Here is a 26,534-nt window from a genome sequence, read left to right on the forward strand (position 1 = left end):
GGCACCTGGGAGGTCCGTGCGGGAGCACGCGCACCGGCGCCCGCACCGGCAGCCCAGAGGCATCCGTGCGCGGACACCGTACGGATGCCGTACCGCACTCCACCGGAGGCGCTACGTGAGCCGTGAATCCCACCGCCAGCACGTCGTGGTCGTCGGCGCCGGCTTCGCCGGGTTCCAGGCCGCGCGGACCCTCGCGCGCCTCGCCCGTCGCCGGGTCGACGTCACCCTGCTCAACCCCACCGACTACTTCCTCTACCTGCCCCTGCTGCCCCAGGTGGCCGCGGGCGTCCTCGAACCGCGCCGCGTCACCGTGTCGCTCTCGGGCACCCTCAAGCACGTCCGGCTCGTCCTCGGCGAGGCCGACGGAATCGACCTGGAGCGCCGGGCCGTGGGCTACACCGGACCGGAGGGCGAGCGCGGTGAGCTGACCTACGACCGGCTGGTCCTGGCCGTCGGCAGCGTCAACAAGCTGCTGCCCGTCCCCGGCGTCGCCGAGCACGCGCACGGCTTCCGGGGCCTGCCGGAGGCGCTGTACCTGCGCGACCACGTGACCCGGCAGATCGAGCTCGCCGCCGCCGCGCCCGACGCCGCGACGTGCCGGGCGCGCTGCACCTTCGTCGTCGTCGGCGCGGGCTACACCGGCGTCGAGGTCGCCGCGCACGGGCAGCTGTTCACCCGGTCCCTGGTGCGCGGTCAGCCGCTGCGCGCCGGGATCGAACCCCGCTGGCTGCTCCTGGACATCGCGCCGCGCGTCCTGCCGGAGCTGGACCGGCGGCTGTCCACGACCGCCGACCGCGTCCTGCGCGGGCGCGGCGTGGAGGTCCGCACGGGCACCTCCGTGAAGGAGGCCACGCACCGGGGCGTGCTCCTCGACGACGGCGACACGGTCGACACGCGCACCCTCGTGTGGTGCGTCGGCGTGCGCCCCGACCCGCTCGTCGCCGGGGTCGGCACGCCGCTGGAGCGCGGGCGGCTCCTCGTCGACCCGTTCCTGAACGTGCCGGGCCACCCCGAGGTGTTCGCCTGCGGCGACGCGGCGGCCGTGCCCGACCTCGCCGAGCCGGGGCGGTTCACGGCCATGACCGCCCAGCACGCCTGGCGGCAGGGCAAGGCCGCGGGCCGCAACGTGGCCGCCTCGCTCGGCATCGGCCGCCGCGCCCCCTACCGCCACCACGACCTCGGCTTCACCGTCGACCTCGGCGGCGTCAAGGGCGCCGCCAACCCGCTCGGCGTCCCGCTGTCCGGGCCGCTCGCCGGGGCCGTCACCCGCGGCTACCACCTGGCCGCGATGCCCGGCAACCGCGTGCGCGTCGCCGCCGACTGGCTCCTGGACGCGGCGCTGCCCCGCCAGGGCGTACAGCTGGGCCTCGTCCGGTCGTGGTCGGTGCCGCTCGACACGTCGTCGCCGGAGCTGGCCCGGGTGCCCGGCGGGCCCGCCGAACGTACCCCCGACCGGGAGAACAGGCCCGGGGCCGAGCCCGATTCCGAGTCCGCGTCCAAGCCCGAGGAGTGAGCGACCATGACCGAGACCACCCCGCGCGGCGGCCACGGGCCGGACCACCTCCGGGAGCTCGCGCGGCAGCTGCGCGTCGACTCCGTGCGCGCCGCGGCCGCCGCCGGATCCGGGCACCCCACCTCGTCCCTGTCCGCGGCCGACCTGATGGCGGTGCTCCTCGCCCGCCACCTCCAGTACGACTTCCAGCGCCCCGACCACCCCGGCAACGACCGGTTCATCCTCTCCAAGGGCCACGCGTCGCCGCTCCTGTACGCCGCGTACAAGGCGGCGGGCGCCCTCGGCGACGAGGAACTGCTCACCTTCCGCACCCGGGGCAGCCGCCTCGAAGGACACCCGACGCCCCGCCGCCTGCCGTGGGTCGAGGTCGCCACCGGCTCGCTGGGGCAGGGGCTCGCCGTCGGCGTCGGCATGGCCCTGTCCGGCAAGCGGCTCGACCGCATCCCCTACCGGGTCTGGGTGCTGTGCGGCGACAGCGAACTGGCCGAGGGCTCCGTGTGGGAGGCCGCGGAGCACGCCGCGTACGAGCACCTGGACAACCTCACCGCGCTCGTCGACGTGAACCGGCTCGGCCAGCGCGGGCCCACCCGGCACGCCTGGGACCTCGACGCGTACGCGCGCCGCTGGAAGGCCTTCGGCTGGCACGTCGTCGCGATCGACGGGCACGACGTCGAGGCGGTCGACCGGGCCCTGCACGAGGCGCGCTCCACCGCGGGCCAGCCCACCGTCGTCCTCGCCCGCACCGTCAAGGGCAAGGGCGTCGCGTCCGCGGAGGACCGCGAGGGCCTGCACGGCAAGCCGCTGCCCGACGCCGAGGCCGCGGTCGCGGAGCTCGGCGGCCCCGGGCGGCTGCGCGTGGACGTCCGGCTGCCCCCGGCGGCCCGCGTGCTGCGCGCCACCCGCAGCGGACACCTGGAGCTGCCCCGGTACGAGCAGGGCGAGGAGGTCGCGACCCGGGACGCCTTCGGCCGGGCGCTCGCGGCGCTCGGCACGGCACGCGGCGACGTCGTCGCCCTCGACGGCGAGGTCGGCGACTCCACCCGCGCGGAACTCTTCGCCAAGGAGCACCCCGAGCGGTACTTCGAGTGCTACATCGCCGAGCAGCAGCTCGTCGCCGCCGCCGTGGGTCTCGCCCGGCGCGGCTGGGTGCCGTACGCGTCCACGTTCGCGGCGTTCCTGACCCGCGCCCACGACTTCGTGCGCATGGCGGCCGTCAGCGGCGCCGACCTCAACCTGGTGGGCTCGCACGCGGGCGTCGCCATCGGCGAGGACGGCCCGTCCCAGATGGGCCTGGAGGACCTGGCGATGTTCCGGGCCGTGCCCGGCTCCACCGTCCTGTACCCGTGCGACGCCCCGCAGACGGCACGCCTGGTCGCCGCCATGGCCGACCTCGACGGCGTGCGCTACCTGCGCACCTCGCGCGGTGCGACGCCGGTCCTCTACGGCCCCGGCGAGGAGTTCCCCGTCGGCGGGTCCAAGGTGCTGCGGTGGAGCGACGCCGACCGGCTCACGGTCGTCGCGGCCGGGGTGACCGTCCACGAGGCGCTCGCCGCCGCCGTGCTCCTCGACCGCGAGGGCATCCCGGTGCGCGTCGTCGACCTGTACTCCGTCAAGCCCGTGGACCGGCGCACGCTGCGCGAGGCCGCCGAGCGGACGGGCTGTCTGCTCACCGTCGAGGACCACCGCCAGGAGGGCGGCATCGGCGACGCCGTCCTGGACGCGTTCAGCGACGGCAGCCCGGTGCCGCGCCTGGTGCGCCTCGCGGTGACCGGCGTGCCGGGGTCCGCCTCGCCCGCCGAGCAGCTGCGGGCCGCGGGGATCGACGCGGAGTCGATCGCGGCGGCCGTACGGCTGCTCGTGGAACACGTGGTGGTGCGATGAGGGGGGAGCGGACATGAGCGAGACGCGCACCGTACGGGCGGGCCGCCGCACCGTCGCACTCCACCGGCCCCAGAAGCCGTTCATCCCCGAGGGCTCCGGCTCAGCCCCGTACACCAAGGGGGACCTCTTCGACTACTACCGGGCCGTCGCCCCCTTCATCCTTCCGCATCTGCGCGGCCGCCCCCTGATGCTGGAGCGGCACCCGGACGGGGTCGCGGGACCCCGCTTCCTGCAGAAGGACACACCAGAGCACTACCCGGGCTGGATCACCCGCGCCGAGGTGCCCAAGCGGGGCGGCACCGTCACGCACACCGTGTGCGACGACAGCGCCACGCTCCTCTACCTCGCCGACCAGGCCTGTGTCACCCTGCACCGCTGGCAGTCCCGCGTCGGCCGCGTCGACCGGCCCGACCGCATGGTCTTCGACCTGGACCCGGCCGGGGACGGCACGCCGCAGGGCGCGTACGGCCCGGTGCGCGAGGCCGCCGGGCTGCTCGGTGAACTCCTCGACCAGGTGGGTCTGCCGTCCGCCGTGATGACGACCGGTTCGCGCGGCCTGCACGTGGTCGTGCCGGTCAACGGCCGCCACCACGTCGACGACGTCCGCGCGTTCGCCAAGGAGCTCACCGAGGTCCTCGCCGCCGCGCACCCGCACCGGTTCACCACGGCCGTCCGCAAGAAGGACCGGGGCGGGCGGCTCTACCTCGACGTCCAGCGCAACGGATACGCGCAGACCGCCGTCGCGCCCTTCTCGGTACGGGCCAGGCCGGGCGCGCCGGTGGCCGTGCCGCTCGCCTGGGAGCAGCTCGACGCCCCCGGCACGCACGCGGCCCGCTGGACCATCGCCGACGCCGTGGAGCAGGCCCGCGGCGACCCCTGGGCGGGCCTGCTGCGCTCGCCCCGCGCACTCGGCCCGGCACGCCGCAAGCTGCGGGCGCTGCGCGGCGGCTGAAAGTCGGGCGGAGGTTTGCCGCCACGGCACCAGGTCACTCGGGTCAGGAGGTGGCCATGACGCATACGTCCCGCAAGCAGAACAACACGACAGCCGAGTCCGACGCCCTGCCCGGCCCCGTCTCGGTGCTGCGGCACGCGCGGGAGCAGCTCACGGAACTCACCGGCCTCGCCGCCGAGTCCGTCTCGTCGTTCGAACGCACCGACGGCGGCTGGGAGCTGGAGGTCGAGGTCCTCGAACTCGCCCGCGTGCCGGACACCATGAGCCTGCTCGCGACCTACGCCGTGAGCCTGGACCCGGGCGGCGAGCTCACCGCCTACCGCAGGGTGCGCCGCTACGAGCGCGGCCGCGCGGACCCGCACCGCACGGGCGGCTGACCGGCACACCCGGCAGGGCCCGACCATTCCGGGCGTCCCGAACACCCACGACGCCAACACCCAAGGCAAGGAGGACAGGTCGGCATGACCGTCGTCCCAGCACAGCAGAGTGGCGGCGCAGGCGGCACCAGCGGCCTGTACGACGTCATCGAACTCATCCTCGACCGCGGGCTCGTGATCGACGCGTTCGTACGCGTCTCGCTCGTCGGCATCGAGATCCTCAAGATCGACGTGCGCGTCGTCGTCGCCAGCGTCGACACCTATCTGCGCTTCGCCGAGGCCTGCAACCGCCTCGACCTGGAGGCCGGACCGCACAAGAGCCCCGGCCTGCCCGACCTGGTCGGCGAGATCACCGAGTCGGGTGCGCGCGGCAAGTCCAAGGGCGCGCTCAGCGGCGCCGCCCAGACCGTGTCGGACGCCTTCAAGCAGGCGCGCGAGGACGGCCGCTCCGGTGAGGAGGAGGCCGCCCGGCCGCGTCGGCGCAGCACGTCACGGTCCCGGAAGGAGGAGACGGAGTGACCACGTACATCTACGGGATCGCCGGCAGCGACCACCCGGCGCTGCCGGAGGGCATGGGCGGCATCGGCGAACCGGCCCGCCCGGTGCGCGTCCTCAGGCACGGCAAGCTCGCCGCGCTCGTCAGCGACAGCCCCGAAGACCTGCGCCCCAAGCGGCGCGATCTGCTCGCCCACCAGAACGTCCTGGACGAGGCGGGCGCGGGCGGCCCCGTCCTGCCGATGCGCTTCGGCAGCCTCGCGCAGGACGACCCGGCCGTGGTCGAGGTCCTCGACGAGCTGGCCGACCACTACGAGGAGCGGCTGCGCTCCCTGGAGGGCAGGGCCGAGTACAACGTGAAGGCCGCCCACGACGAGCAGGCCGTGCTGCACCAGGTGCTCGCCGAGAACCCGGAGCTGCGCGCCATGGCCGAGGCCAACCGCAAGGCGGGCGGCGGCACCTACGAGCAGAAGCTGCGGCTCGGCGAGCAGCTGACCGCCGCCGTGCAGGGCCGCGAGGCCGGTGACGGCCTCCAGGTGCGCCGCGCGCTCGAACCGTGCGCGGAGGCCGTCAGCACGGGCCCCGAGGGCACGGGGTGGCTGGCCAACTACTCGTTCCTGGTGCGCCGCGAGTCCGCCGACGGCTTCGTGGCCGCCGTCGCGGAACTGCGCAAGACCCAGCCGCACCTGGACGTGCGCGTGAACGGCCCGCTGCCCCCCTACAGCTTCGTCGACCCCGGTGCCGCACAGCCCGCGGACGACGCGGCACGGGCGCGGTGAGGCCCGCGCATGGGACTCGTCGGTGAACTGCTCGGGCTGCCCCTGGCCCCGGCCCGGGGCACCCTCTGGGTGCTCCGCCAGGTGGTCGCGGAGGCGGAGCGGCAGTACTACGACCCCTCGGCGATCCGCGCCGAACTCGCCCGGCTCACCGAGCTGGTGGAGGCGGGCGAGATCGACGCGGACGAGTTCGACCGCCGTGAGGACGAGCTGCTGGCGCGGCTCGGCTACGGCGCCCGGCAGGAAGCGGCTCCGGAGACCGTTCCGCGGGCCGCTCCGGAGGAGAACAGGACGGCGACACGATGAACCGTTTGGCAGTGGGCCTCGGCGTAGGCGCGGGGTACCTCCTGGGACGGACCAAGAAGGCCAAGCTGGCCTTCGCCGTCGGCACCATGGTCGCGGGCAGGAGGCTGAAGCTGAACCCCGCGTCCCTGGCCCGCGCGGTGACCGACCAACTGGAGAACAACCCGCAGTTCAAGGAGATAGGCGGCCAGCTCAAGGACGACCTGCGGGGCGTCGGCAAGGCCGCGACCGGCTCGCTGCTCGACCGGCGCCTGGAGTCCTTCGCGGACCGTCTGCACGACCGCACCCTGGACGTACGGGACCGGATGGCGGGGGCGGCGCCCGGGGCCGACGAGGAGCCGGACGAACGCGACGGGTCAGAGGAGCGCGACGGTCGCGACGGGTCCGAGGAGCGCGACGAGCCCCGCCAGAAGACCGGCACGGCGACCAGAAAGGCGCGGTCCGCGGCCAAGAAGGCCCCCAGGCCCGCCGGTGGCCAGAGCGGCGGCGGCACGGGGTCCGGGCAGGCCCGGAAGAAGAGCCCGGCGCCCCGCAAGAAGCCGTCCGCGCGCGGCACCCAGAGCCGGGACACCGCGAAGCGCAGCCCGGCGAAGCGGGCCCCCGCGAAGCGCAGCCCGGCACGGAAGTCCGGCGGCGCGAAGGGAGGCGACGATGCCTGACACGCGTGAGCGCATCAGCGACACCGCGGGCGGGGCCACGGGCTCCGGCGACGGCGAGGGGGCGGGGGGTGCCCTGAGCGCCGCCCTGCACGGCCCCGGCGCCGACCGCCTGAAGGACGAGGCGCGGGCCTACCTCATGGCGCAGGCGGAGCGCGCCCTCGTCGGCGTCGGACGCAAGCTCGGCGACGCCACCGTCAAGCTCAACGACGTGGCCGAGGGCCGCAGTCCGGGCTTCGCCCGCCTCGCCCTGGACGGCGGCCGCAAACTGGCCTCCGGCAAGGGCCCGTTGCGCAGCGCCGTCGAAGTGGGCGGCAGCCACCTGAAGGACGCCGTGACCGGATCGCTCAAGGGGGCCCTGGACAAGGCGCGCGGCAAGGGCGGCAAGAGCGGCAGCGGACAGAAGCCCACCGTCATCCTGGAGCACGTCGACGTCGGCGTGCCCGTGCGCGAGGCGTACGAGCAGTGGACGCGGTACGAGGAGTTCGCCACGTTCACCAAGGGCGTGCGGGACGCCACCGAGGTGAGCGAGACCGAGTCCCACTGGAAGCTCAAGGTCTTCTGGTCCAGCAGGAGCTGGACGGCACGCCTCATCGACCAGGTGCCCGAGGAGCGCCTCGCCTGGACGTCGGAGGGCGCCAAGGGCACCACGAAGGGCGTGGTCAGCTTCCACCCCCTCGGCGAGCGCCTGACCCGGGTGGTGCTGGTCATCGAGTACTACCCGAAGGGCCTGTTCGAGCGCACCGGCAACCTCTGGCGCGCCCAGGGCCGCAGGGCCCGGCTCGACCTGAAGCACTTCGCCCGCCATGTGTCGCTGCGCTCGGCCGCGCAGGACGACACCGACACCGAAACCGACGCCGAGGACGTGGAGCCCGAGGAGGACGCCGAGGACATGGCGTACCACGAGGACGACGACACGTACTCGGAGGAGACCGACGAGGCCGACGAGGCCGACGAGGACGACGCCGACGACGGCTACGAGGACTACGCGGACGAGGACGGCGTGTACGAGGAGGAGGACGACGGCGAGCCCGAGGACGCGGCCGAGGAAGCCGACGTGGACGCCGAGGACGAGGCCGAGGACGAGGCCGACGAGGACGAACCCGTGGCGGCGGCCCGGAGCCGCCGATGACGACCGCGAGCCGACTGCCCGATTCGTACGGCCAGGGCGGCGGCACCAACCTCGCCGACGTCCTGGAGCGCGTCCTGGACAAGGGCGTCGTCATCGCCGGGGACATCCGGATCAACCTGCTCGACATCGAGCTGCTCACCGTGAAGCTGCGGCTCGTCGTCGCCTCGGTGGAGCGCGCCAAGGAGATGGGCATCGACTGGTGGGAGGACGACCCGGCGCTGTCCAGCAAGGCGCGCAGGTCCGAACTCGCCCGGGAGAACGCCGAGTTGAAGCAGCGCCTGGAGCGGCTCGAACTGACGCGGGGCGAGGCCGCGGCCGAGAGCGAAAGTGAGCGTGAACATGACCGCGGAAGTGAACCCGAACGCGAGTGACGACGTAATCGACGGCGTGAGCGACGAACCGCACGACGAACCGCACGACGAGCTGCGCTACGTCTACGCGGTGTGCAGGCGCCTGTCCGGCCCGTTGCACGCGGACCTGACCGGGGTCGGCGGCGCACCGCCCCGGCAGCTGGCCCACGCGGGCCTGATCGCCGTGGTCGGCCCCGTCCCGGCCCGCGACTTCGGCCTCGAACCGTTGCGCGCGCATCTGGAGGACCTGGACTGGCTGTCGGAGACGGCCCGCGCCCACCAGCACGTCATCGGCGCGCTCACCGCCGTGACCTGCCCGCTGCCGCTGCGGCTCGCGACGGTGTTCCGGGACGACAGCGGCGTGCGCGCCATGCTGGAGGGCGAGAGCGCGCGCCTGGGCCGGATCCTCGACCGCATCGAAGGTCACGTCGAGTGGGGGGTCAAGGTGTGGCTGCACCCCGACGCGGGCGGCGTCGCCTCCGCCGGGTCGTCGCGGCCGCGCGGCGCTCCCGCCTCCGGGCGCGACTATCTGCGCCGGCGCAGGGAGCAGCGCACGGCGAGCGAGGAGACCACCGCGCGGGCCGAGGTGTTCGCGCGGCGGCTGCACGCCGAGCTCGCGCGGTCCGCCGCGGCGTCCCGGCAGCACCCGCCGCAGAGCCCGGCCCTCGCCGCCCCGGGCTCCGGCCTGAACGTCCTCAACGCGGCCTATCTGGTGCCCCGTTCGTACGCCGAGGAGTTCCTGGAGCTGATCGCCCGCACCGAGGGCAGCCAGCCGGGCCTGCGGGTGGAGGTGACGGGCCCTTGGGCGGCGTACTCCTTCACGGACGACGCGGACGACGCGGACGACACCGGGATGACCGAGACGACCGGGACGGTCGGGACGACCGGGGTGACCGGGGTGACCGGGGTGACCGGGACCACGAGGAAGGACACCGAGACCGGATGACGGCGATCGAGCCCCTGTACGGCCGGGAGATCGCGCTGGTCGACCTCCTCGACCGGCTGCTCGCGGGCGGTGTGGTCATCGCGGGTGACCTCACCCTGCGCATCGCGGACGTGGACCTCGTCCGCATCGACCTGAAGGCGCTGATCAGCACGGTCGGCGCGGCGGTGCCGTCGCCCTGGCCGGAGTACCCCGAGCGCGGAACCGCCGTGCGCGGGCCGAGCTGACGGGAGCCCGCCGTGGACCTCGACCCCCAGACCGTGGAGCGCGACCTCGTCGCGCTCGTCCTCACCGTCGTGGAGCTGCTGCGCCAGCTCATGGAGCGCCAGGCGCTGCGCCGCTTCGACACCGGTGAGTTGACGGAGGACCAGGAGGAGCGGATCGGGCTCACGCTGATGCTCCTGGAGGAGCGGATGGGCGAGCTGCGCGAGCGCTACGGACTGCGGCCCGAGGACCTGAACCTGGACCTCGGGCCGCTGGGGCCGCTGCTGCCGAGGGAGTGACGGGCCCTCGGGGCGGCCGCTGTCGCCGGGCCGCTACCAGCGGTACCAGTGCGGCCGCGTCCCGGACGCGCCGGGGCCCGTGCCGCGCGGCAGGAAGGCGAGCAACAGCAAGAGCAGCAGGACCAGAAGAAGGAAAACCATGGCGTGCACCTCCTGCCGTCCGGGTATCCCCGACGGGCCCGGACACACCCCCGGTCACCGGCGGCAGAGCACCTCCCCGTGCAGCACCGCGAACCACCCGTCCGGCGCGCGCCCCCACTCCCGCCAGGCCTCGGCGACGGCCGAGAGCCGCTCGGCGTCGGCGTGCCCGCTCTCGACCGCGCGGTCCGCGTACGAGGACGCCACCGTCCGGTCCGCCCACAGCCCCGACCACCAGGCGCGCTCCTCGGGCGTGCTGTAGCACCAGGTGCCCGCCCCCGCGGTGACGTCGGTGAAACCGGCCGCGAGGGCCCAGGACTTGAGGAGGCGGCCCGCGTCCGGCTCCCCGCCGTTGGCGCGGGCCACGCGCCGGTACAGGTCGAGCCAGTCGTCCAGGCCGGGGGTGCGCGGGTGCCACGTCATGGCCGCGTAGTCGCTGTCGCGGGCGGCGACGATGCCGCCGGGCGCGCAGACGCGGCGCATCTCGCGCAGCGCGCGCACCGGGTCGCCCACGTGCTGGAGCACCTGATGGGCGTGGACGACGTCGAAGGAGCCGTCCGGGTAGTCCAGGGCGTGGACGTCCCCGACGGTGAACTCCACGTTCGCCAGGCCCCGTTCGGCCGCCGTCGTCCGCGCCAGGTCCAGGATCTCCGGGGCCCGGTCGAGGCCCGTGACGTGCCCGTCCGGGACGAGCGCCGCGAGGTCGGCGGTGATGGTTCCCGGCCCGCAGCCGATGTCGAGCACCTTCATGTGCGCCCGGAGCGAACCGACGAGGTACGCGGCGGAGTTGGCGGCGGTGCGCCAGGTGTGGGACCGCAGGACCGACTCGTGGTGGCCGTGTGTGTAGACGGCCGTGTCGGAAGGGCCGGCGGCGTCGGCCGTGCCGCTGCGCGGCCCGTCCGCCGGGGCGTGCTGAGGCATGCGCTGTGTCATGTCCGAACGGTACGCCGAACGTACCGGATCATGAGACCCCCGTATCAGGATGTGGACCCCCGCGGGTGCGGGGAAGCAGCCCGCGGGGGTCCCGCTCACGCCAGCGGCGAGGGGCGGTACACCGTCAGCGCCTCCGGCAGCTTCTCGATCAGCAACTCGCCCTCGACCGGCGTGATCTCGCCGTCGTACGCGACCACGGTGCCGGGCGCGAGACCCGCCACGCGCAGCGTCCGGCGGCGGATCGCGGTCTGCACGGGGGAGCGCTCCACCGGCGAGGTCAGGGCGGCCGCGAGCAGCCGGGCGCCGGGCTTGCGGCCGCCGTGCACGACGCGCACGTCCAGGAGCCCGTCGGCCAGGTCGAACCGGCGCGCGGGCGCGAGGCCCAGGCGGTTGTACACGCAGTTCCCGGCGAACAGCAGCCACAGCGCCCGCTCGGTGCCCTGGAACTCGGCCCGCAGCGGCTGCCGGTCCGCGCGCAGCACGTGGGCGGCCGCGAGGACCCCGGCGGGCCAGCCGCCGACCTTGGGCGACCACCGCTCGCGCTCGCGCACGAGCTCGGGGTAGACGCCGAGGCTGAAGGTGTTGAGGAAGTAGCCGTCGCCCCGGGCCGCGCTGAACCGGCCCACGTCCACCGCGACCGCGTTCCCCGCCTCGATCGCGGCGGCCACCTCGCGCGGGTCCTCGGCGCCCAGGTCCTGCGCGAAGTGGTTGAGGGTGCCGCCCGGCACCACCACGAGCGGGACGTCGTGGCGCAGGGCGGCGGCCGCCGCCGTGTTGACGGTGCCGTCGCCGCCGCACACGCCGAGCACCCGGGCGCGCTCCGCCGCCTTGTCGAGCTCGGCGGCCACCTCGTCCGGGGAGCACCGCACGACCTCGGCGTGCGGCAGCGCGTCGAGCAGCGGGCGCACCCGTTCGGGGCTCCGCGCGCCCTCGTTCACGACCACCACCAGGCCGCGCCCGCCGGGCAGGGCCGGGGCGTCCACGCGCGGGCGGCCCGGCGGCGGCAGCTGGGACCGGGTCGGCACCAGGCCGCGCACGGCGTAGGCCGCGCCCACGCCGAGGGCGGCGCCCGCGAGCACGTCGCTCGGGAAGTGCACCCCCGTGTACACCCGCGACAGGGCGACGGCACCGGCGAGCGGCGCGACGGCCGCGCCGAGGCCCCGCGACTCCAGGGCCACGCCCGTGGCGAAGGCGGCGGCGGACGCGGCGTGGCCCGAGGGGAACGACGTGGTGAAGGGCTGGCGCTTGAGCCGCCGTATCAAGGGCACGTCGTCGAGGAGCGGCCGCGCCCGCCGCACGGAGCGCTTGCCGAGGGTGTTGATGGTCGCGGACGCGAGCGCGAGCGAGGCCGCCCCGCGCACGGCGGCGCGCCGGGCCCGGGGGTGCCGCGTGGCCGCGAGCGCGGCGCCCGTGGCGAACCACAGCACGCCGTGGTTCGCCGCCCGGCTCAGCCGCGGCAGGACCTGGTCGGCCCCGGGCCAGTGCCGGGACGCCACGGCGGTGAAGACCCGGCAGTCCAGTGAGGTGAGACGGGCCTTGGGCCCACGGGCGGGGGGCAGGGGGAGCACGGCGTCAGGACTCATGGAATCCCGGGTACCCGGGGAACGCCGCGGCCAACGGCCGAGTGATCGACCCCACCCCCGGCCCCCGAAGAGCGGGCCGCCCCGCGGGCCTCCGCCGGGCCGGGCCGTAAACCGTTTGCCGCCCGCGAGCCCGCCCACGGACAATCGCCCCATGGGACATCTAGAGGCCGCACACATCGAGTACTACCTCCCGGACGGCCGGGCGCTGCTCGGAGATGTCTCCTTCCGCGTCGCCGAGGGCACGTCGGCCGCGCTCGTCGGGCCGAACGGCGCGGGCAAGACCACCCTCCTCAAGCTCATCGCGGGCGAGCTGCGCCCGCACGGCGGCACGGTCACGGTCAGCGGCGGCCTCGGCGTCATGCCCCAGTTCGTCGGGTCCGTACGGGACGACACGACGGTGCGCGACCTGCTCGTCTCGGTGGCGCACCCCCGCATCCGCGAGGCCGCCCGAGCCGTCGACACGGCCGAGCACGCCATCCTGACCGTCGACGACGAGGCGGCCCAGCTCCAGTACGCGCAGTCGCTCGCCGACTGGGCGGAGGCCCGCGGGTACGAGGCGGAGACGCTCTGGGACATCTGCACCACGGCCGCGCTCGGCGTTCCGTACGAGAAGGCGCAGTGGCGCGAGGTCCGCACGCTCTCCGGCGGCGAGCAGAAGCGCCTGGTCCTGGAGGCGCTGCTGCGCGGCACCGACGAGGTCCTGCTCCTCGACGAGCCGGACAACTACCTGGACGTCCCCGGCAAGCGCTGGCTGGAGGAGCGCCTGAAGGAGACCCGCAAGACCGTCCTGTTCGTCAGCCACGACCGCGAGCTCCTGGCCCGCGCCGCCGACCGGATCGTCAGCGTGGAGCCCAGCCCCGCGGGCTCGGACGTGTGGGTGCACGGCAGTGGCTTCGCCACGTACCACGACGCGCGCCAGGAGCGCTTCGCGCGCTTCGAGGAGCTGCGCCGCCGCTGGGACGAGAAGCACGCGCAGCTCAAGAAGCTCGTGCTCGACATGCAGCAGTACGCCTCGCGCAGCGACGAGATGGCCTCGCGCTACCAGGCGGCCAAGACGCGCCTGAGGAAGTTCGAGGAGGCCGGGCCGCCGCCCGAGCCGCCCCGCAAGCAGGACATCACCATGCGCCTGCACGGCGGCCGCACCGGCGTGCGCGCCGTGACCTGCAAGGACCTGGAGCTCACCGGCCTGATGAACGCCTTCGACCTGGAGGTGTTCTACGGCGAGCGCGTCGCCGTGCTCGGGTCGAACGGCTCGGGCAAGTCCCACTTCCTGCGCCTCCTGGCGGGCGACCCGGAAAGCCCCGTCGCGCACACCGGCCAGTGGCGGCTCGGCGCCCGCGTCGTGCCGGGACACTTCGCGCAGACGCACGCCCACCCCGAGCTGGAGGGCCGCACCCTCCTCGACATCCTGTGGCGGGAGCACGCCAAGGACCGGGGCGCGGCCATGTCCCGGCTGCGCCGCTACGAGCTGACCGGGCAGGCCGAGCAGCGCTTCGAGAAGCTGTCCGGCGGCCAGCAGGCCCGCTTCCAGATCCTCCTCCTCGAACTCCAGGGCTCCACCGCCCTGCTGCTCGACGAGCCCACGGACAACCTGGACCTGGAGTCCGCCGAGGCGCTCCAGGAAGGCCTGGAGGCGTACGAGGGCACGGTGCTCGCGGTCACCCACGACCGCTGGTTCGCCCGCTCCTTCGACCGCTTCCTCGTCTTCGGCTCCGACGGCCGGGTCCGCGAGACCTCCGAGCCCGTCTGGGACGAGCGCAGGGTCGAGCGCGCGCGGTAGCGTGGCCGGCAGCGCAGGGCAATCCGTCGTACGCTGCGCGGTTGGAGACACCGTGTCCGTGAGGACGTCCTTCAGGACGGGCGACGTCGACGAGGCAAGGCAGCTCATCGAGGCCACGTACTACAGCAACTTCATGGACGTGTGCGAAGACCCGCGGCCCTTCAGCGCGCGGTACGACATCGGGAAGCTGGGGGCGCTCACCGTCGGCGACATGCGCTGCGGGGCCGACGTCCGCATGCGCTTCGGCGAGCTGGGGGCCTACCACGTCAACATCCCGCTCAGCGGGCACGTCTCCTGGCGGCAGGGGGCCGCGCCCGCCACCGCGGCGGGCGTCGGCAGCGCGGCGGTCTACCAGCCGGTGGGCGACACCGTCCTGGACCGCTGGACCGGCGACTGCCGCCTGCTCGCCGTGAAGGTGGACCGCGCCGCCCTCGAAGGGCGCCTGGAGCGGCTCATCGGCAGGCCGGTGCCCTCCCCGGTGACCTTCGGCCCGGTCTTCGACACGCGGCGGGGCGCCGGGCGCGGCTGGGCACGCCTCGTCCGGACCGTCGTGGCCGACCTGCGCGAGGACGACGGCGTCCTGACCCACCCCCTGGTCGCCGAGCCGCTGCAGGAGGCCCTCCTCAACGGCCTGCTGCTCGCCGCGGACCACCGCTACCGCGACCGGCTCACCGACCCCGTGCACCAGCTGCGCCCCGCCCCCGTCAAACGCGTGACGGACGCCGTCCACGCGCGCCCCGAGCACCCGTTCACCACCGCGGCCCTCGCCGCCGAGGGCCGCGTCGGCGTGCGCTGGCTCCAGGAGGCCTTCCGCCGTTACGTGGGCATGTCCCCGATGGCGTACGTACGGGACGTGCGCCTCGGGCGGGTCCGCGAGGAGCTGCTCGCGTCGGGTTCCTGCGAGCGGTCCGTGAGCGAGGTCGCCCACCGCTGGGGCTTCACCCACCTCGGCCGGTTCGCCGAGCAGTACCGGGCGCGGTTCGGGGAGCTGCCGTCGCAGACGCTGCGGCGCTGACAGGGGCGGCGACCGGGGCCCGCGACGGGGGCCGCGGCCGGGGCGCGTGCGCTATCCGGACGCGGTGCGCTATCCGGACAGGCCGTGCGCACAGCGGATCGTCGGCGCCGGAGCCCGCGCCTAACGTGGCTCTGTCGCCGGGTGGACCGGTCGCGTCGCGGGGGGCCCAGCCTTCTCCCGGGGCGGACCGTGGACGGAACCCCGGCACCTCCGGCCCGGCTCTGGTGAGCGCCGGGCCGGCTTCGGACCGGCGGGCCCGGTCGTTCCCCCTGGCATTCCCCCGTGTGCCATCGGGCCCGCCACTCCGCACGCCGTCGGGGCCCCAGCGGCCCCCTCCCGGTGGTTCGCGCCGCGCGTCGCGGTCAGACTCGACAGCACGCGGCCCGCGCACCGACCGACGGGAGACGGCATGAGCACCGGCGACGACCAGCGGACCCTGGAGCGGCACGGCCAGGCCGTCGAGCAGTTCACCGACCGGGTGCACGCGGTCCGGCAGGACCAGTGGGACGCCCCGACGCCCTGCGCGCGCTGGACGGTCCGCGACCTCGTCCACCACCTCGTGTCCGAGCAGCTGTGGGTGGAGCCGCTCGTCCGTGACCGCGCCACCGTCGAGGAGGTCGGCGACCGCTTCGACGGCGATCTGCTCGGGCCCGACCCCGTCGCCTCCTGGGACACCGCGGCCGCGGCGTCCCGGGCCGCGCTCGGCGCGCCGGGCGCGCTCACGGGCACCGTCCACCTCAGCTACGGCGAGAGCCCCGCGCGCGCCTACTGCGCCCAGATGACCACCGACCTGGTGGTGCACACCTGGGACCTGGCCCGCGCCATCGGCGCCGACGAGCGCCTGCCCGACGCCCTGGTCGCCGCGGCCGCGCGCGAAGTCGCCCCGTACGCGGCCGACCTGGCGCAGAGCGGCCTGTTCGCCGCGCCGGTGGAGCCGCCCCCGGGAGCGGACGCGCAGACCGAGCTCCTGTGCCTGCTCGGCCGCACCCCCTGAACCGCCGCGCCGACGCGCCTCCTCACCGGGGCGGGCCCGCGCCGCCGTCCGGTGCGGCGCGGCTGATGTCGGCGAGCGCGGACGCCGGGTCCTGCTCGATCGCCAGATCGCCCAGGCTCACCATGCCCACCGGCCGCCCGTCCTCCACGACCGGCAGCCTGCGCACCGCGTGGTCGCGCATCAGGCCGACCGCCGCGGCCACTTCGTCGTCGGGGCTCACCACCACCGGGTTCGGGGTGCACACGGCCTGCGCGCTGACCGTCAGCGGGTCGGCGCCCTCGGCCACGGCCCGCAGCGTGATGTCCCGGTCGGTGAGCACCCCGACCACCTGGTCGCCGTTGGCCACGACGACGTCACCGATGTCCTGGGCGCGCATCAGCTGCGCCGCCTCGACCAGGGAGGCGTCGGGCCTGACCGCGACGACTCCCGGTGTCATGACCTGCCTCACGTACTCCGCCATGTCCGCAGAGACCTCCTTCGTCCGTCGGCGATGCGACCCCGCCCGCAGTACCCCTGTACGGGCCACCCATGCCGCCCGGCCCGGCGCTACCGGCGCTTGCCGCCGCCCGGCAGGAAGTCCTGGACCTTCGCCTTCAGGCCCTGCTTCACCACCGCGCCCCGGTCGGCGTCGCCCTTGAGCAGGGCCGTCGCCGTCGACTCCAGCTGCTCCCAGGAGGCGTGCGGCGGAATCGGCGGCACCGCGGGGTCGGTCAGGAACTCGACGACGGCGGGGCCCTCCGCGTCGAGGGCCGCGCGCCAGCCCGCGGTCACGTCCTCGGGCTTGTCCACACGGATCCCCGTGAGCCCGATCGAGCGCGCGAAGTCCGCGTACGGCACGTCCGGCAGGGACTGCGAGGGCTCGAACGACGGGGCGCCGCCCATCGCCCGCAGCTCCCACGTCACCTGGTTGAGGTCGCGGTTGTTCCACACCCCGACGACGAGCCGCGGATCGTCCCAGCGGTGCCGGTACTTGGCCGCGGTGATCAGCTCGGCCATGCCGTTCATCTGCATCGCGCCGTCCCCGACGAGCGCGATCACCGGCCGGTTGGGGTGCGCGAACTTCGCGCCGATCGCGTACGGCACGCCGCAGCCCATCGTCGCGAGCGTGCCGGACAGCGAGGCCCGCATGTCGCCGCGCAGCGTCAGATGGCGTGCGAACCAGTTGGCCGTGGAGCCCGAGTCGGAGGTGATGATCGCGTCGGCGGGCAGGAGCGGGTCCAGGGCCCGGGCCACGTACTCCGGGTTGACGGGGTCGGCGGCCAGCTGCGCGCGGCGGTCGAGGACGCCGTGCCACCGCTCCACGTTCGCCCGCACCGCGGCGTGCCACTCGCGCCCGGCCGCCGCGCGCTCCTCGGAGACCAGCGGGATCAGCCGGCGCAGGGTGGCGCGCGCGTCGCCCACCAGGTTCACCTCGTAGGGGTAGCGCATGCCGATCATGTGCGGGTCGATGTCGATCTGCACCGCGCGGACCTTGCCGTACTCCGGCAGGAACTGCGCGTACGGGAAGCTGGAGCCGATCGTCAGGAGCGTGTCGCAGTCGCGCATCAGCTCGTACGAGGGGCGGGTGCCGAGCAGCCCGATCGCGCCCGTGACGTACGGCAGTTCGTCGCTCAGGGCGTCCTTGCCGAGCAGCGCCTTGGCGACGCCCGCGCCGAGCAGCTCCGCGAGCTCCTCGACCTCGGCCCGCGCGCCCGCCGCGCCCTGCCCGATCAGGACCGCCGCCCTGGTGCCGGAGTTCAGCACGTCCGCGGCCCGCTCCAGGGCGGTCGGCGAGGGCAGCGCCGTCCAGGCGCTGCGGTCCAGGCTGGAGGGCACCATCTTGAACGCGTGCGGCGGCGGGCGGTAGTCGAGCTCCTGGACGTCACCGGGGACGATCACGGCGGTGGGGCAGCGGCGCGCGTACGCGGTGCGGATGGCGCGGTCCAGGACGTTCGGGAGCTGCTCGGGCACCGTCACGGTCTCCACGAAGTCGGAGGCCACGTCCTTGAACAGCGTGTGCAGGTCGACCTCCTGCTGGTACGAGCCGCCCATCGCCGAGCGGTGCGTCTGGCCGACCAGGGCGAGCACCGGCACGTGGTCCAGCTTCGCGTCGTACAGGCCGTTCAGGAGGTGGATGGCGCCGGGCCCCGAGGTCGCCGCGCACACCCCGAGCCGCCGGCCGAACTTGGCATAGCCGACCGCTTCGAACGCGGCCATCTCCTCGTGCCGGGACTGGAGGAAACGCGGCCGGTCGTCGGCGCGGCCCCAGGCCGCGAGGAGGCCGTTGATGCCGTCCCCGGGGTAGCCGAAGACGCAGTCGACGTCCCAGGCCCGCAGGCGCTGCAGAATGTGATCGGCGACCTTCGTGCTCATGACGGTGTCCTTCCGGTGCCGGGCGCGGAATGCGTCCCGGCCGGGTGTCCGCCGGAGCCCCGGGAAAACCCGCGCCCGCCGACGTGGCGTTTGGTGCGCGGAGCGAGGGGCAGGCGGAAGGCAGTGCTTCGGAACGGAGGCACGTCCGTGGGAGAGGCTTCACTCGCCCCGGGTGTGCCCTGACGCGGCACGTGCCCGCACTCCCACGGTGACCGTGCGACCCAAAGCACAGGCAAGGGAGTTGTGACGCACCATGCCAAAGGACGCAGCACGTCCCGAGGAAGCTGCGGCGGTCCCCGACGACACCTCGTCGGGCACGACCACGCGCCGCGAGCGCCCGCACCACGGCCGAGCCACCCCGCACACCCCGCACGCGCAGCGCGCGGCGGCACCGACACGCCTGTCCGGCAGGCAGTCCCCGGCGCGGCGGCAGCGCGCCTCCCGGCACCCCCACGACGACGCCCCGGACACCGCCGCTGCCTTCGGCAGGCTGTGCGGACTCCCGCACGGGCCCGAGCGGGACGCCCTCAGGGAGGAGATCGTGCGGGCCTGGCTGCCGATGGCCGAACGGCTCGCGGGCCGGTTCCGCAACCGCGGCGAGTCCCTGGAGGACCTGCGCCAGGTCGCCGCCCTCGGCCTGGTGAAGGCCGTCGACCGCTACGACCCCGAGCGCGGCAACGCCTTCGAGAGCTACGCCGTGCCCACCGTCACCGGCGAGATCAAGCGCCACTTCCGCGACCACATGTGGACCCTGCACGTGCCCCGGCGCGTCCAGGACCTGCGCAACCGCGTGCGGTTCGCCTGCCAGGACCTCTCCCAGACCGTGTCCGGGCGCGCCCCGACCATCGCCGAGATCGCCGAGCGGGCCGGGATGAGCGAGGAGGACGCGGCCACCGGCATGGAGGCCCTCGACAGCTTCACCGCGCTGTCCCTGGACGCCGAACTGCCCGGCAGCGACGACGGCTACGCGCTGCGCGACACCCTGGGCGGCCCCGACCCGGCGCTCGACGTCGTCGTGGACCGCGAGGCCGTCAAGCCGCGCCTCGCGGCGCTGCCCGAGCGCGAACGGGCCATCCTCTACATGCGGTTCTTCGGCGACATGACGCAGAGCCGCATCGCCGAGCACCTGGGGATCTCCCAGATGCACGTGTCCCGCCTGATCAGCCGCTGCTGCGGGCGGCTGCGGGACGAGATCACCCGTGATCTGGCGCGGCACCCGGCCCGCCCGCACCCCGTCGCGTCCGCCGAGATCACCCGGGACGCCGCATAGCCAGCGCGATATGACGGGACATCACATCCACGGCGCGCGCCTCGGCCATCGAGAAGGCGAGGCGCGCGCCGGTCCTGAACAGGCTGAGCACCCCCTCGGGCGGGCCGCCCGCCTCCGTGGTCAGCGCCACGCACAGCAGGGACGTCACCTGCGCCCGTACGAGCACCGGCGCGCCGGACGCGTCCCGGCCGAAGCCGTCCTCGGGGTGCGGCCGCACCTGGAGGGCGGGCGCCCCGCAGCGCACCGCCTCCATGACCAGCGGGCAGTCGGTGGGGTCGAGCGCGCGGACGTCCGCCACCGGCCCGCCCGGGGGCCCCAGGACCGCGGTGCGGCGCGGCCGCGCCCCGCCCTCGTCGGCGATCACCCAGTCCGCGAACGTGCCGTGCAGCACCTCGGCGGCGCGCCGCAGCACCCCGGCCGGATCGCCCGGCGGGGCCGTGAGCAGCGCCGCCGTCATCGTGTCCGACAGTTCGAGGAGCTCGGCGTGGCGGGTCGCCTCGGTCAGGTCGGGCACCTGGCCCCGCAGCGGGCCGAAGGAGCCGTGCCCGGCGGCGCGGAGTTCGCCCGCCCCCGCGGGCTGCAGGACGGCGAGGACGACCGTACGGGGCTCCGTGCCGGGCCGCAGCGCGGTCAGCGTCGCCCGCAGCGGCTGCTCGGGGCGCGGCTGGAGGCGCACCGTCAGGCTCCGGTCGCCCTCGCCGCGGGCGACCGCCGCGGCCTGCGAGCGGAACGCGATGCCGTCCGACGGCGTGAGGAACCCGGACAGCGGGCGCCCCGTCGCGTATCCGCCGCGCACCCCCGTCAGGCCCGTCGCCGCGACGTTCATGCGCCGCACCACGGTCTCGCCGTCGACGAGCACCACGGGAAGGGGGAAGCGCTGGAACACCGCGCGCAGCAGCCGCTGCTCGTCGCGGTCCGAGGAGGCGGCCGCCGCCCCGCCGTCCACCGCGAGCCGCTCGAACCCCGGCCACAACCGCGCGGCCGCGTGGTCCAGTTCGAACAGGGCCGCGTCGAGCATGGTGCCGAGGTCTCCGGCCGGCACGGCACGGGACGCCTTCAACTCCGCGACGCGGCGCACGAAGTCCGCGAGCTCCTCACCGAACTCATCCGTCTGCCCCATGCGTCGAACGTAGCCGCTGCGCCCGTTTTCCGGAGGCTTCCGGGGGAAGCCGCACAGGTGGGAAGCAAGGAGGAGAGCGCCATGCCGATGCCGATCGGACCGGAAGGATCGGAATCCACGCTGCCGCAGCGCAGGCTGTCCGAACTCGCCGAACAGGCCGTCCGGTGCACCGCCGCGTGCTGCGGCGCCGGCACCACGGTCACCGACGGCGGCGACGAGCTGCCCACCGCCGTCACCCACCCCGACCTCGCCGGGCTCGTCTCCGTCCAGCTGCGCTCCGGAGAGGGGCCCATCCCGGCCGCGCAGGAGCGCGGCGCGCCGGTGGACGCGGGCGACCTGCTGCGCGACGAACGCTGGCCCGAATACCGTGCCCTCGCCCTCGCATCCGGTGTCCGCGCCAGCGTGACGCTGCCGTTCCGGCGCTCCGGCCTCACGCTCACCCTCAGCCTGTTCAGCTTCCGGCCGCGCAGCCTGGACGACGTGAGCTGCGGCCCCGCGCAGGCGCTCGGCGCCCTCGCCACGACCGGCCTGGTCCGCGACCGCCACTACCGCGCGGCCCTCACCGAGCTGGACCACCTGGGCGAGGCGCTGCGCACCCGGCCCGTGGTCGACCAGGCGCGCGGCATCATCATGCACGTCCTGAGCTGCGACGCGGACCAGGCCTTCGCCCTGCTGCGGCGCATCTCCCAGACCACGAACCGCAAGCTCTCCGAGGTGTCGGCCGCCCTGGTGGACTCCCGCGGCCGCGGCCTGGAACGGGAACTGACCTCCCTGGCGCGCGAGGCCCGCACCGGCTGACGGCACCGTCCCGCGCGCCGGGGGTTAGCCCGTCCGGCGCGGGAGGACGAGCGCGCGGCGCGGTCAGCGGCTCGAATGAGTGCATGCGCACTTCCGTCCCCCTGACCCTCGCCCTCCCGCTGGCCCTGTACCCCCTGCTCGCCGTCGTGCCGCCCGCCCACGCGGAGGGCGGCACGGCCGCCGAGGTCACCCCGGCGCGCGCCGCGCCCGGTGAGCAGGTCACCGTCTCCGTCGCCTGCCCGGCCACCGGCACCGCGCCCCCGCAGACGATGGAGGCCGCCTCCCGGGCCTTCGAGCGGGGCAGCGCCACGCTCCAGCGCGTACCGGACCACCAGAACCGGAGCCCCGGCGCCATCGGCTACCAGGGCACCGCCCGCATCGCCCCCACCCCGGGCGCCGCGGGCGGCGGCCCGGAGGTCGGGGGCCCGGCGTCGGAGTGGTCCGAGGACGGCGGCCCGGACGTCGCGGGCCCGGCGTCGGAGTGGTTCGTGGACGGCGTGTGCCCCGACGACGGGCCGTGGCAGGCCACCTTCACCGTCACCCGGGCCGCACCGGGCCCCTCGCCCACCGCGCATGCTCCCGCCGCGCCGCACGGCGTCCACGCGGGCGGGGGCGGCGCCTTCACCGACTCACCCGCGGCCCTCGCCGCGGGCGGCGTCCTGGTGGCGGGCGCGTGCGCCGCCGCCGTCCACCGGCTGCGCCGCGACCGCGCCGCCGGGCGCTGACCGCCGTACGGAGTAAACCTGACGGACCACCACCCACCCGACGATGGAGCGGCGCCGCCGTGGGTACGCACAGACCCGACGGCACGCGGACGGTCACACGGGTGGCCAGGCGAGCGCACGGAGGTGCCCATGCGGCGGACGGACCACGCGGGGCGCGGCCGCGTCCGGTCGGGACCGCCCCTGCCGGAGCCGGGCCTGCCGGTCCTGCCGGAGCTCGCCGCCGTCGTCGCGGCCGCGGCGGGCCACAGCCACGCGCCCCCGCCCGGCGGCGACCCGGCGCTGCGCGCGGCGGCGAGCGGCTACTGGGAGCGCCGCGGCCTGCCCGTCGGGCCGGAGCAGGTGGCCGCCGCGCCCGGCGCCGGGCCGCTGCTGCTCGCCGTCGCCGCGGCCCTCGGCGGCGACGTCCTGCTGCCCCGGCCGTGCGCCGCCTGGTGGGAGCCCCAGGTGCGGCTCCTCGGCCGCTCCGTCTACCACGTGCCGACACCGGCGGAGTGCGGTGGTGTCCCCGACGCGTACGCCCTCCTGGAGACCGTGCGCCGCGTCCGTGCCGAGGGCGGCGCGCCGCGGCTGCTCGTGCTCTCCGTCGCCGACGACCCGACCGCGACCGTGCCGCCGCCCGACGCCGTCCACGAGGCCGTCGAGGCCGCGGCGGGCGAGGGCCTGCACATCGTGAGCGACGAGACGTGGCGCGACACCCTGCACCACCCGCGCGACACCGTCCTGGTCGGCCCCGCGGCGATGGCCCCCGACCGGGTCACCGTCGTCAGCGACCTCGCTGGGGCCTTCCTGCCGCCCGCGCTGCCCGCCGCCGTCGCCCGCTTCCCGGCGGACGGCGCGGGCGCCGCGCTGCGCGCCCGCGCCCTCGACGTCCTGACGGCCCTGGGCGCGACCCCGGCCGCGCCGGTCGCCGCCGCGGCCGCGTACGCGCTCGGCGAGCCCGACGAGATCACCGCGCGCCTGGCCGCCGCGAACCGGCTGCACGCGCGCCTCGCCGCCGCGCTGCGCGAGGCCGTCGTCGGCGCGGGCGCGCTCGCCCGGCCGCCCGCCGCGGGGCGACACGTGTACGCCGACCTCGGCCCGCTGCGCGCCGCGCTCGCCGCGCGCGGCGTCACGGACGCGCAGGAGCTGGAGGACCACCTCCAGGAGCGGCTCGGCCTGCCCGCACCCGGCGGCCACCGCTTCGGCGACGACATCGACGCGCTGCGCGTCCGGCTGTCCACCGGGCCGCTCCTGGGGCCGGACCCCGCGGAGCGCGGCCGTGCGCTCAGCGCCGCAGAGCCACTGGAATCGCCGTACGTGGAGCGGGAGTTGGCCGCGATCGCCGCGGCCTTCGACGAGCTCCGCGCAGAAGCACAGCGACGGGAGCCTCCTCGGTGACGCAGACACAGCAGCAGCCCCAGGGCACGGAGCAGGCACGACGGACGGCCGCGACGGCCAAGACGGCCGCGACGGCCAAGACGGCCGCGACGGCCGCGACGGCCACGGCGGACGGGCCGGACAGGGCGGCCGCCCCGGACGCCCCGGACGCGCGCGGCACCGCGACCGTCCGCCGCCCGCCCGCCCCGGTGTCCGTGCCCGGCTCGCCGCGCCTGTGGCCCAAGTCCTTCGCGGACCGGCTCACCGCGCCGCTGCCGGGCCTGCGCGCCTTCGCGCGGTTCGCCCGCGAGGGCGCGCTGCGGCCCGCCCCCGCGGGCCTCGCCGACATCCCCCGGCTGCCCTTCGCCCCGGGGCCGCTGCCCCGCGTCGACGCCCGTACCGTCGCGGTGACCTGGGCGGGCCACGCCAGCTGGGTCGTCAGGATCGGCGGCCTCACCGTCCTGACCGACCCGGTCTGGTCCCGGCGGATCCTCGGCACCCCCGCCCGGGTCACCCCCGTCGGCGTGGCCTGGAGCGCCCTGCCGCGCGTCGACGCCGTCGTCATCAGCCACAACCACTACGACCACCTCGACGCGTCCACCCTCAAGCGGCTGCCGCGCGACACCCCGCTGTTCGTGCCCGCGGGGCTCGGGCGCTGGTTCGCCCGGCGGCGCTTCACGCGCGTCACCGAGCTCGACTGGTGGGAGAGCGCCGAACTCGACGGCGTCCGCCTCGGCTTCGTGCCCGCGCACCACTGGTCCAAGCGCGGCCTGCGGGACACCTGCCGGAGCCTGTGGGGCGGGTGGGTGCTCACCGACGGGGAGGGGCAGCGGGTGTACTTCGCCGGGGACACCGGGTACGGGCACTGGTTCGCGCGCATCGGGGAGCGGTATCCCGGGATCGACCTGGCGCTGCTGCCCATCGGGGCGTACGAGCCGCGGTGGTGGCTGCGGGACGTGCACTGCGACCCGGAGGAGGCGGTGCGGGCGGCGCGCGACGTGGGGGCGCGACGGATGGCCCCCATGCACTGGGGCACGTTCCTGCTCTCGGCCGAGCCCGTCCTCGAACCCGTGGAGCGGGTGCGGCGCGCCTGGGCGGCGGCGGGGCTCGCCGCGCGCGACCTCTGGGACCTGCCGGTGGGCGGTTCGCGGGTACTGGGGCCCGGCTAGGAGGCCCGCTCCGACCGGGCGCCGCGCGGCCGCAGGCGGCGCCACAGGGCCGGGGCCGTGCTGATGACGACGGTGAGGCCCACCGCCAGGGCGACGCCCTGCCAGGGTTCCCGGAAGAGGGAGCCGCCGAGGATGCCGATCAGCTGGTAGGTGACCGCCCAGGCGAGGCACGCGGGGAGGTTGCCGCGGGCGAAGCGGCGCAGCGGCATCCGGGCCAGGAGGCAGGCCAGCATGACCGGAAGGCGGCCCGCGGGGACGAGCCGGGACAGGACGAGGACCAGGACGCCGTGGTCCTGGAGCTTGTCCTGGGCGCGGGCGAGGCGCTCCTCGGGCGCGCGGTCGCGGATCGCCTCCAGCCAGCGCGACCCGTTCTTCGAGCGCATGCCGCGCTGCCCGAGCCAGTACAGGGCGACGTCACCGGTGAACGCCGCGAGCGAGGCCACGCCGAACACGACGAGCAGCGCGAAGGGCGAGGTGTCGGTCTGGTGGAAGGCGACCACCGCGGCCGAGCTGACCAGCGCCCCCGTCGGCACCACCGGCACCAGCGCGCCGACCACCACCAGCAGGAAGAGCGACGGATAGCCGACCGCCTGCTGGGTGGAGTCCGGCGACACCTGGGCCGCGGCGGCCAGCATCATCGGGCGGCCTCCGGCCGGACGCTCTCGCCGTGCGCGAGGCGGTGCACCGCGACCTCCGGCGCCCGGCGCGCGGCCTGCCGCACGAACTCGTCGCCCGGCGTGTGGAACTCGTGCGGCCGCACCGCGTCCATGCCGATCGGCCAGTACGTGCCGTAGTGCACCGGCACCGCGCTGCCCGGCGCGATCCGGGCCAGGGCCTCGGCGGCACGGGCCGGGTCGAGATGACCGTGGCCCAGATAGGGGCCCCAGCCGCCGACCGGCAGGAGCGCCACGTCGACGGCCCCGACCTCGTCGGCCATCGCGTCGAACAGGCCGGTGTCCCCGGCGAAGTACGTACGGGCCGCGCCCTCGACGACGTACCCGAGGGCGGGGGAGCGGTGCGGGCCCACCGGGAGGCGGCGCCCGTCGTGCAGGGCGGGCACCACCCGCACGACGACGCCGGCGTCGCCGACGGGCACCTCGTCCCCCGGCGCGACCTCCGTGAACCGCAGGTGGGACAGGCGGCGGAGCCCTGGCACCGAACGCGCGGCGCCGCGCGGGACCAGCGCCCGGGTGCCGGGCGCGAGGCGGGCGAGGGAGGGCACGTGCAGATGGTCGGCGTGCAGATGGGAGAGCAGCACGACGTCGGCCACCGCCGCCTCGGGCGGCGGGAGGGCTCCCCGGCGGCGGCGCAAGTGCGCGAGCCTGCGCACGAAGAGAGGATCGGTCAGGACCCGCGTCCCGGAATCCTCGACCGTGCAGGTGGCATGGCCCCACCAAGTGACCGTGACGTCCGGCCGCAC

28 protein-coding genes are annotated in these 26,534 nt (G+C 75.6%); 21 read left to right on the forward strand and 7 right to left on the reverse strand.

The genetic code is table 11. The features are described 5' to 3' along the window. Nucleotides 1-115: 115 nt before the first annotated feature. The 13 genes from C9F11_RS32405 (at nucleotide 116) to C9F11_RS32465 (ending at nucleotide 9,881) form a co-directional block, all read left to right on the forward strand. On the forward strand, nucleotides 116-1,513 hold the full coding sequence (locus C9F11_RS32405; protein ID WP_138962593.1) for an NAD(P)/FAD-dependent oxidoreductase: 1,398 nt from the start codon (nucleotides 116-118) through the stop codon (nucleotides 1,511-1,513). A 6-nt stretch (nucleotides 1,514-1,519) separates the two neighbouring features. Continuing rightward, entirely contained in the window at nucleotides 1,520-3,394 is a 1,875-nt protein-coding gene (locus C9F11_RS32410; RefSeq protein ID WP_138962594.1) for a transketolase, read from the forward strand. 13 nt (nucleotides 3,395-3,407) lie between these two features. Next, nucleotides 3,408-4,346, forward strand: coding sequence for a non-homologous end-joining DNA ligase (gene ligD / locus C9F11_RS32415; RefSeq protein ID WP_138962595.1), 939 nt, complete (start codon nucleotides 3,408-3,410; stop codon nucleotides 4,344-4,346). Between the two features lie 56 nt (nucleotides 4,347-4,402). Continuing rightward, nucleotides 4,403-4,723: a gas vesicle protein gene (locus tag C9F11_RS32420; RefSeq protein ID WP_138962596.1), complete on the forward strand. Its 321-nt coding sequence runs from the start codon at nucleotides 4,403-4,405 to the stop codon at nucleotides 4,721-4,723. A gap of 84 nt (nucleotides 4,724-4,807) precedes the next feature. Next, a complete protein-coding gene (locus C9F11_RS32425) occupies nucleotides 4,808-5,242 on the forward strand; it encodes a gas vesicle structural protein GvpA (protein ID WP_138962597.1) in 435 nt (144 codons plus the stop codon). Next, nucleotides 5,239-5,997, forward strand: a complete 759-nt coding sequence (locus tag C9F11_RS32430) for a GvpL/GvpF family gas vesicle protein (RefSeq protein WP_138962598.1) — start codon at nucleotides 5,239-5,241, stop codon at nucleotides 5,995-5,997. Before C9F11_RS32425 ends, C9F11_RS32430 begins: the two co-directional genes overlap by 4 nt. A 9-nt stretch (nucleotides 5,998-6,006) precedes the next feature. Further along, nucleotides 6,007-6,300 (forward strand): gas vesicle protein GvpG, encoded by a 294-nt coding sequence (locus tag C9F11_RS32435; RefSeq protein WP_138962599.1) that lies wholly within the window; start codon nucleotides 6,007-6,009, stop codon nucleotides 6,298-6,300. Next, complete coding sequence (locus C9F11_RS32440; protein ID WP_138962600.1) at nucleotides 6,297-6,956, forward strand: DNA primase; 660 nt, start codon at nucleotides 6,297-6,299, stop codon at nucleotides 6,954-6,956. Before C9F11_RS32435 ends, C9F11_RS32440 begins: the two co-directional genes overlap by 4 nt. After that, nucleotides 6,949-8,085: an SRPBCC family protein gene (locus tag C9F11_RS32445; RefSeq protein WP_138962601.1), complete on the forward strand. Its 1,137-nt coding sequence runs from the start codon at nucleotides 6,949-6,951 to the stop codon at nucleotides 8,083-8,085. Before C9F11_RS32440 ends, C9F11_RS32445 begins: the two co-directional genes overlap by 8 nt. Next, nucleotides 8,082-8,456, forward strand: coding sequence for a gas vesicle protein (locus tag C9F11_RS32450; protein ID WP_138962602.1), 375 nt, complete (start codon nucleotides 8,082-8,084; stop codon nucleotides 8,454-8,456). The genes C9F11_RS32445 and C9F11_RS32450 overlap by 4 nt, the downstream gene beginning before the upstream one ends. After that, entirely contained in the window at nucleotides 8,425-9,381 is a 957-nt protein-coding gene (locus C9F11_RS32455) for a GvpL/GvpF family gas vesicle protein (RefSeq protein ID WP_138962603.1), read from the forward strand. The genes C9F11_RS32450 and C9F11_RS32455 overlap by 32 nt, the downstream gene beginning before the upstream one ends. Next, nucleotides 9,378-9,605 (forward strand): gas vesicle protein, encoded by a 228-nt coding sequence (locus C9F11_RS32460; RefSeq protein ID WP_138962604.1) that lies wholly within the window; start codon nucleotides 9,378-9,380, stop codon nucleotides 9,603-9,605. The genes C9F11_RS32455 and C9F11_RS32460 overlap by 4 nt, the downstream gene beginning before the upstream one ends. Nucleotides 9,606-9,617: 12 nt before the next feature. Continuing rightward, nucleotides 9,618-9,881, forward strand: coding sequence for a gas vesicle protein K (locus tag C9F11_RS32465; protein WP_138962605.1), 264 nt, complete (start codon nucleotides 9,618-9,620; stop codon nucleotides 9,879-9,881). Nucleotides 9,882-10,076: 195 nt separating this feature from the next. On the opposite strand, the gene C9F11_RS32470 is transcribed toward C9F11_RS32465, so the two are convergent. Both C9F11_RS32470 and C9F11_RS32475 read right to left on the reverse strand, forming a co-directional pair. Next, the gene (locus tag C9F11_RS32470) at nucleotides 10,077-10,952 is read right to left on the reverse strand and encodes a class I SAM-dependent methyltransferase (RefSeq protein WP_249401961.1); all 876 of its coding nucleotides are present in this window, start codon (nucleotides 10,950-10,952) and stop codon (nucleotides 10,077-10,079) included. A 95-nt stretch (nucleotides 10,953-11,047) separates the two neighbouring features. Next, a complete protein-coding gene (locus tag C9F11_RS32475) occupies nucleotides 11,048-12,535 on the reverse strand; it encodes a bifunctional phosphatase PAP2/diacylglycerol kinase family protein (RefSeq protein WP_138962606.1) in 1,488 nt (495 codons plus the stop codon). 151 nt (nucleotides 12,536-12,686) lie between these two features. Here C9F11_RS32475 and C9F11_RS32480 point away from each other — a divergent pair, with 151 nt between their 5' ends. From C9F11_RS32480 to C9F11_RS32490, 3 genes are all read left to right on the forward strand, one after another. Then, entirely contained in the window at nucleotides 12,687-14,315 is a 1,629-nt protein-coding gene (locus C9F11_RS32480; protein WP_138962607.1) for an ATP-binding cassette domain-containing protein, read from the forward strand. A 52-nt stretch (nucleotides 14,316-14,367) separates the two neighbouring features. After that, complete coding sequence (locus C9F11_RS32485) at nucleotides 14,368-15,330, forward strand: AraC family transcriptional regulator (RefSeq protein ID WP_249401962.1); 963 nt, start codon at nucleotides 14,368-14,370, stop codon at nucleotides 15,328-15,330. Nucleotides 15,331-15,739: 409 nt separating this feature from the next. Continuing rightward, a complete protein-coding gene (locus C9F11_RS32490; RefSeq protein WP_138962608.1) occupies nucleotides 15,740-16,324 on the forward strand; it encodes a TIGR03086 family metal-binding protein in 585 nt (194 codons plus the stop codon). A 22-nt stretch (nucleotides 16,325-16,346) separates the two neighbouring features. Here the strand turns inward: C9F11_RS32490 and C9F11_RS32495 are convergent, their stop codons facing one another. Both C9F11_RS32495 and C9F11_RS32500 read right to left on the reverse strand, forming a co-directional pair. Continuing rightward, nucleotides 16,347-16,784 carry a CBS domain-containing protein gene (locus tag C9F11_RS32495; protein WP_138962609.1) on the reverse strand — a complete coding sequence of 146 codons (438 nt, stop codon included), beginning with the start codon at nucleotides 16,782-16,784 and terminating at the stop codon, nucleotides 16,347-16,349. Between the two features lie 86 nt (nucleotides 16,785-16,870). Beyond that, complete coding sequence (locus C9F11_RS32500) at nucleotides 16,871-18,676, reverse strand: thiamine pyrophosphate-requiring protein (RefSeq protein ID WP_138962610.1); 1,806 nt, start codon at nucleotides 18,674-18,676, stop codon at nucleotides 16,871-16,873. Between the two features lie 253 nt (nucleotides 18,677-18,929). Between C9F11_RS32500 and C9F11_RS32505 the strand changes: the two genes are divergently transcribed. Further along, the gene (locus C9F11_RS32505; protein WP_249401963.1) at nucleotides 18,930-19,946 is read left to right on the forward strand and encodes an RNA polymerase sigma factor SigF; all 1,017 of its coding nucleotides are present in this window, start codon (nucleotides 18,930-18,932) and stop codon (nucleotides 19,944-19,946) included. Here the strand turns inward: C9F11_RS32505 and C9F11_RS32510 are convergent. Then, complete coding sequence (locus C9F11_RS32510) at nucleotides 19,927-21,066, reverse strand: PAS domain-containing protein (RefSeq protein ID WP_138962611.1); 1,140 nt, start codon at nucleotides 21,064-21,066, stop codon at nucleotides 19,927-19,929. The two genes, C9F11_RS32505 and C9F11_RS32510, sit on opposite strands and share 20 nt — an antisense overlap. An 81-nt stretch (nucleotides 21,067-21,147) precedes the next feature. On the opposite strand from C9F11_RS32510, the gene C9F11_RS32515 reads away from it, so the two are divergent. The 4 genes from C9F11_RS32515 to C9F11_RS32530 all read left to right on the forward strand — a co-directional run bounded on the left by C9F11_RS32515 (nucleotide 21,148) and on the right by C9F11_RS32530 (nucleotide 25,114). Then, a complete protein-coding gene (locus tag C9F11_RS32515) occupies nucleotides 21,148-21,864 on the forward strand; it encodes an ANTAR domain-containing protein (RefSeq protein ID WP_138962612.1) in 717 nt (238 codons plus the stop codon). An 83-nt stretch (nucleotides 21,865-21,947) separates the two neighbouring features. Continuing rightward, nucleotides 21,948-22,589 (forward strand): hypothetical protein, encoded by a 642-nt coding sequence (locus tag C9F11_RS32520; RefSeq protein WP_138962613.1) that lies wholly within the window; start codon nucleotides 21,948-21,950, stop codon nucleotides 22,587-22,589. A 129-nt stretch (nucleotides 22,590-22,718) separates the two neighbouring features. Beyond that, nucleotides 22,719-23,966 carry an aminotransferase class I/II-fold pyridoxal phosphate-dependent enzyme gene (locus tag C9F11_RS32525; RefSeq protein ID WP_138962614.1) on the forward strand — a complete coding sequence of 416 codons (1,248 nt, stop codon included), beginning with the start codon at nucleotides 22,719-22,721 and terminating at the stop codon, nucleotides 23,964-23,966. Then, nucleotides 23,963-25,114 carry an MBL fold metallo-hydrolase gene (locus tag C9F11_RS32530; RefSeq protein ID WP_249401964.1) on the forward strand — a complete coding sequence of 384 codons (1,152 nt, stop codon included), beginning with the start codon at nucleotides 23,963-23,965 and terminating at the stop codon, nucleotides 25,112-25,114. The genes C9F11_RS32525 and C9F11_RS32530 overlap by 4 nt, the downstream gene beginning before the upstream one ends. Here the strand turns inward: C9F11_RS32530 and C9F11_RS32535 are convergent. Together C9F11_RS32535 and C9F11_RS32540 are read right to left on the reverse strand one after the other, a co-directional pair. After that, nucleotides 25,111-25,749 (reverse strand): VTT domain-containing protein, encoded by a 639-nt coding sequence (locus C9F11_RS32535; RefSeq protein WP_171076145.1) that lies wholly within the window; start codon nucleotides 25,747-25,749, stop codon nucleotides 25,111-25,113. The two genes, C9F11_RS32530 and C9F11_RS32535, sit on opposite strands and share 4 nt — an antisense overlap. Further along, nucleotides 25,749-26,534: an MBL fold metallo-hydrolase gene (locus C9F11_RS32540; protein WP_138962616.1), complete on the reverse strand. Its 786-nt coding sequence runs from the start codon at nucleotides 26,532-26,534 to the stop codon at nucleotides 25,749-25,751. The genes C9F11_RS32535 and C9F11_RS32540 overlap by 1 nt, the downstream gene beginning before the upstream one ends.

Origin of the sequence: Streptomyces sp. YIM 121038, assembly GCF_006088715.1 — a bacterium.
Taxonomy (GTDB): Bacteria; Actinomycetota; Actinomycetes; order Streptomycetales; family Streptomycetaceae; genus Streptomyces.

What these genes read in the sequence shown, in the direction of transcription:
- C9F11_RS32535 (WP_171076145.1), bottom strand. Translation starts at nt 25,749, where the DNA reads ATGCTGGCCGCCGCGGCCCAGGTGTCGCCGGACTCCACCCAGCAGGCG.
- C9F11_RS32490 (WP_138962608.1), top strand. Translation starts at nt 15,740, where the DNA reads ATGAGCACCGGCGACGACCAGCGGACCCTGGAGCGGCACGGCCAGGCC.
- C9F11_RS32475 (WP_138962606.1), bottom strand. Translation starts at nt 12,535, where the DNA reads ATGAGTCCTGACGCCGTGCTCCCCCTGCCCCCCGCCCGTGGGCCCAAG.
- C9F11_RS32425 (WP_138962597.1), top strand. Translation starts at nt 4,808, where the DNA reads ATGACCGTCGTCCCAGCACAGCAGAGTGGCGGCGCAGGCGGCACCAGC.
- ligD (WP_138962595.1), top strand. Translation starts at nt 3,408, where the DNA reads ATGAGCGAGACGCGCACCGTACGGGCGGGCCGCCGCACCGTCGCACTC.
- C9F11_RS32410 (WP_138962594.1), top strand. Translation starts at nt 1,520, where the DNA reads ATGACCGAGACCACCCCGCGCGGCGGCCACGGGCCGGACCACCTCCGG.
- C9F11_RS32480 (WP_138962607.1), top strand. Translation starts at nt 12,687, where the DNA reads ATGGGACATCTAGAGGCCGCACACATCGAGTACTACCTCCCGGACGGC.
- C9F11_RS32440 (WP_138962600.1), top strand. Translation starts at nt 6,297, where the DNA reads ATGAACCGTTTGGCAGTGGGCCTCGGCGTAGGCGCGGGGTACCTCCTG.
- C9F11_RS32435 (WP_138962599.1), top strand. Translation starts at nt 6,007, where the DNA reads ATGGGACTCGTCGGTGAACTGCTCGGGCTGCCCCTGGCCCCGGCCCGG.
- C9F11_RS32525 (WP_138962614.1), top strand. Translation starts at nt 22,719, where the DNA reads ATGCGGCGGACGGACCACGCGGGGCGCGGCCGCGTCCGGTCGGGACCG.
- C9F11_RS32520 (WP_138962613.1), top strand. Translation starts at nt 21,948, where the DNA reads ATGCGCACTTCCGTCCCCCTGACCCTCGCCCTCCCGCTGGCCCTGTAC.
- C9F11_RS32470 (WP_249401961.1), bottom strand. Translation starts at nt 10,952, where the DNA reads ATGACACAGCGCATGCCTCAGCACGCCCCGGCGGACGGGCCGCGCAGC.
- C9F11_RS32500 (WP_138962610.1), bottom strand. Translation starts at nt 18,676, where the DNA reads ATGAGCACGAAGGTCGCCGATCACATTCTGCAGCGCCTGCGGGCCTGG.
- C9F11_RS32460 (WP_138962604.1), top strand. Translation starts at nt 9,378, where the DNA reads ATGACGGCGATCGAGCCCCTGTACGGCCGGGAGATCGCGCTGGTCGAC.
- C9F11_RS32420 (WP_138962596.1), top strand. Translation starts at nt 4,403, where the DNA reads ATGACGCATACGTCCCGCAAGCAGAACAACACGACAGCCGAGTCCGAC.
- C9F11_RS32510 (WP_138962611.1), bottom strand. Translation starts at nt 21,066, where the DNA reads ATGGGGCAGACGGATGAGTTCGGTGAGGAGCTCGCGGACTTCGTGCGC.
- C9F11_RS32455 (WP_138962603.1), top strand. Translation starts at nt 8,425, where the DNA reads ATGACCGCGGAAGTGAACCCGAACGCGAGTGACGACGTAATCGACGGC.
- C9F11_RS32450 (WP_138962602.1), top strand. Translation starts at nt 8,082, where the DNA reads ATGACGACCGCGAGCCGACTGCCCGATTCGTACGGCCAGGGCGGCGGC.
- C9F11_RS32515 (WP_138962612.1), top strand. Translation starts at nt 21,148, where the DNA reads ATGCCGATGCCGATCGGACCGGAAGGATCGGAATCCACGCTGCCGCAG.
- C9F11_RS32495 (WP_138962609.1), bottom strand. Translation starts at nt 16,784, where the DNA reads ATGGCGGAGTACGTGAGGCAGGTCATGACACCGGGAGTCGTCGCGGTC.
- C9F11_RS32505 (WP_249401963.1), top strand. Translation starts at nt 18,930, where the DNA reads ATGCCAAAGGACGCAGCACGTCCCGAGGAAGCTGCGGCGGTCCCCGAC.
- C9F11_RS32445 (WP_138962601.1), top strand. Translation starts at nt 6,949, where the DNA reads ATGCCTGACACGCGTGAGCGCATCAGCGACACCGCGGGCGGGGCCACG.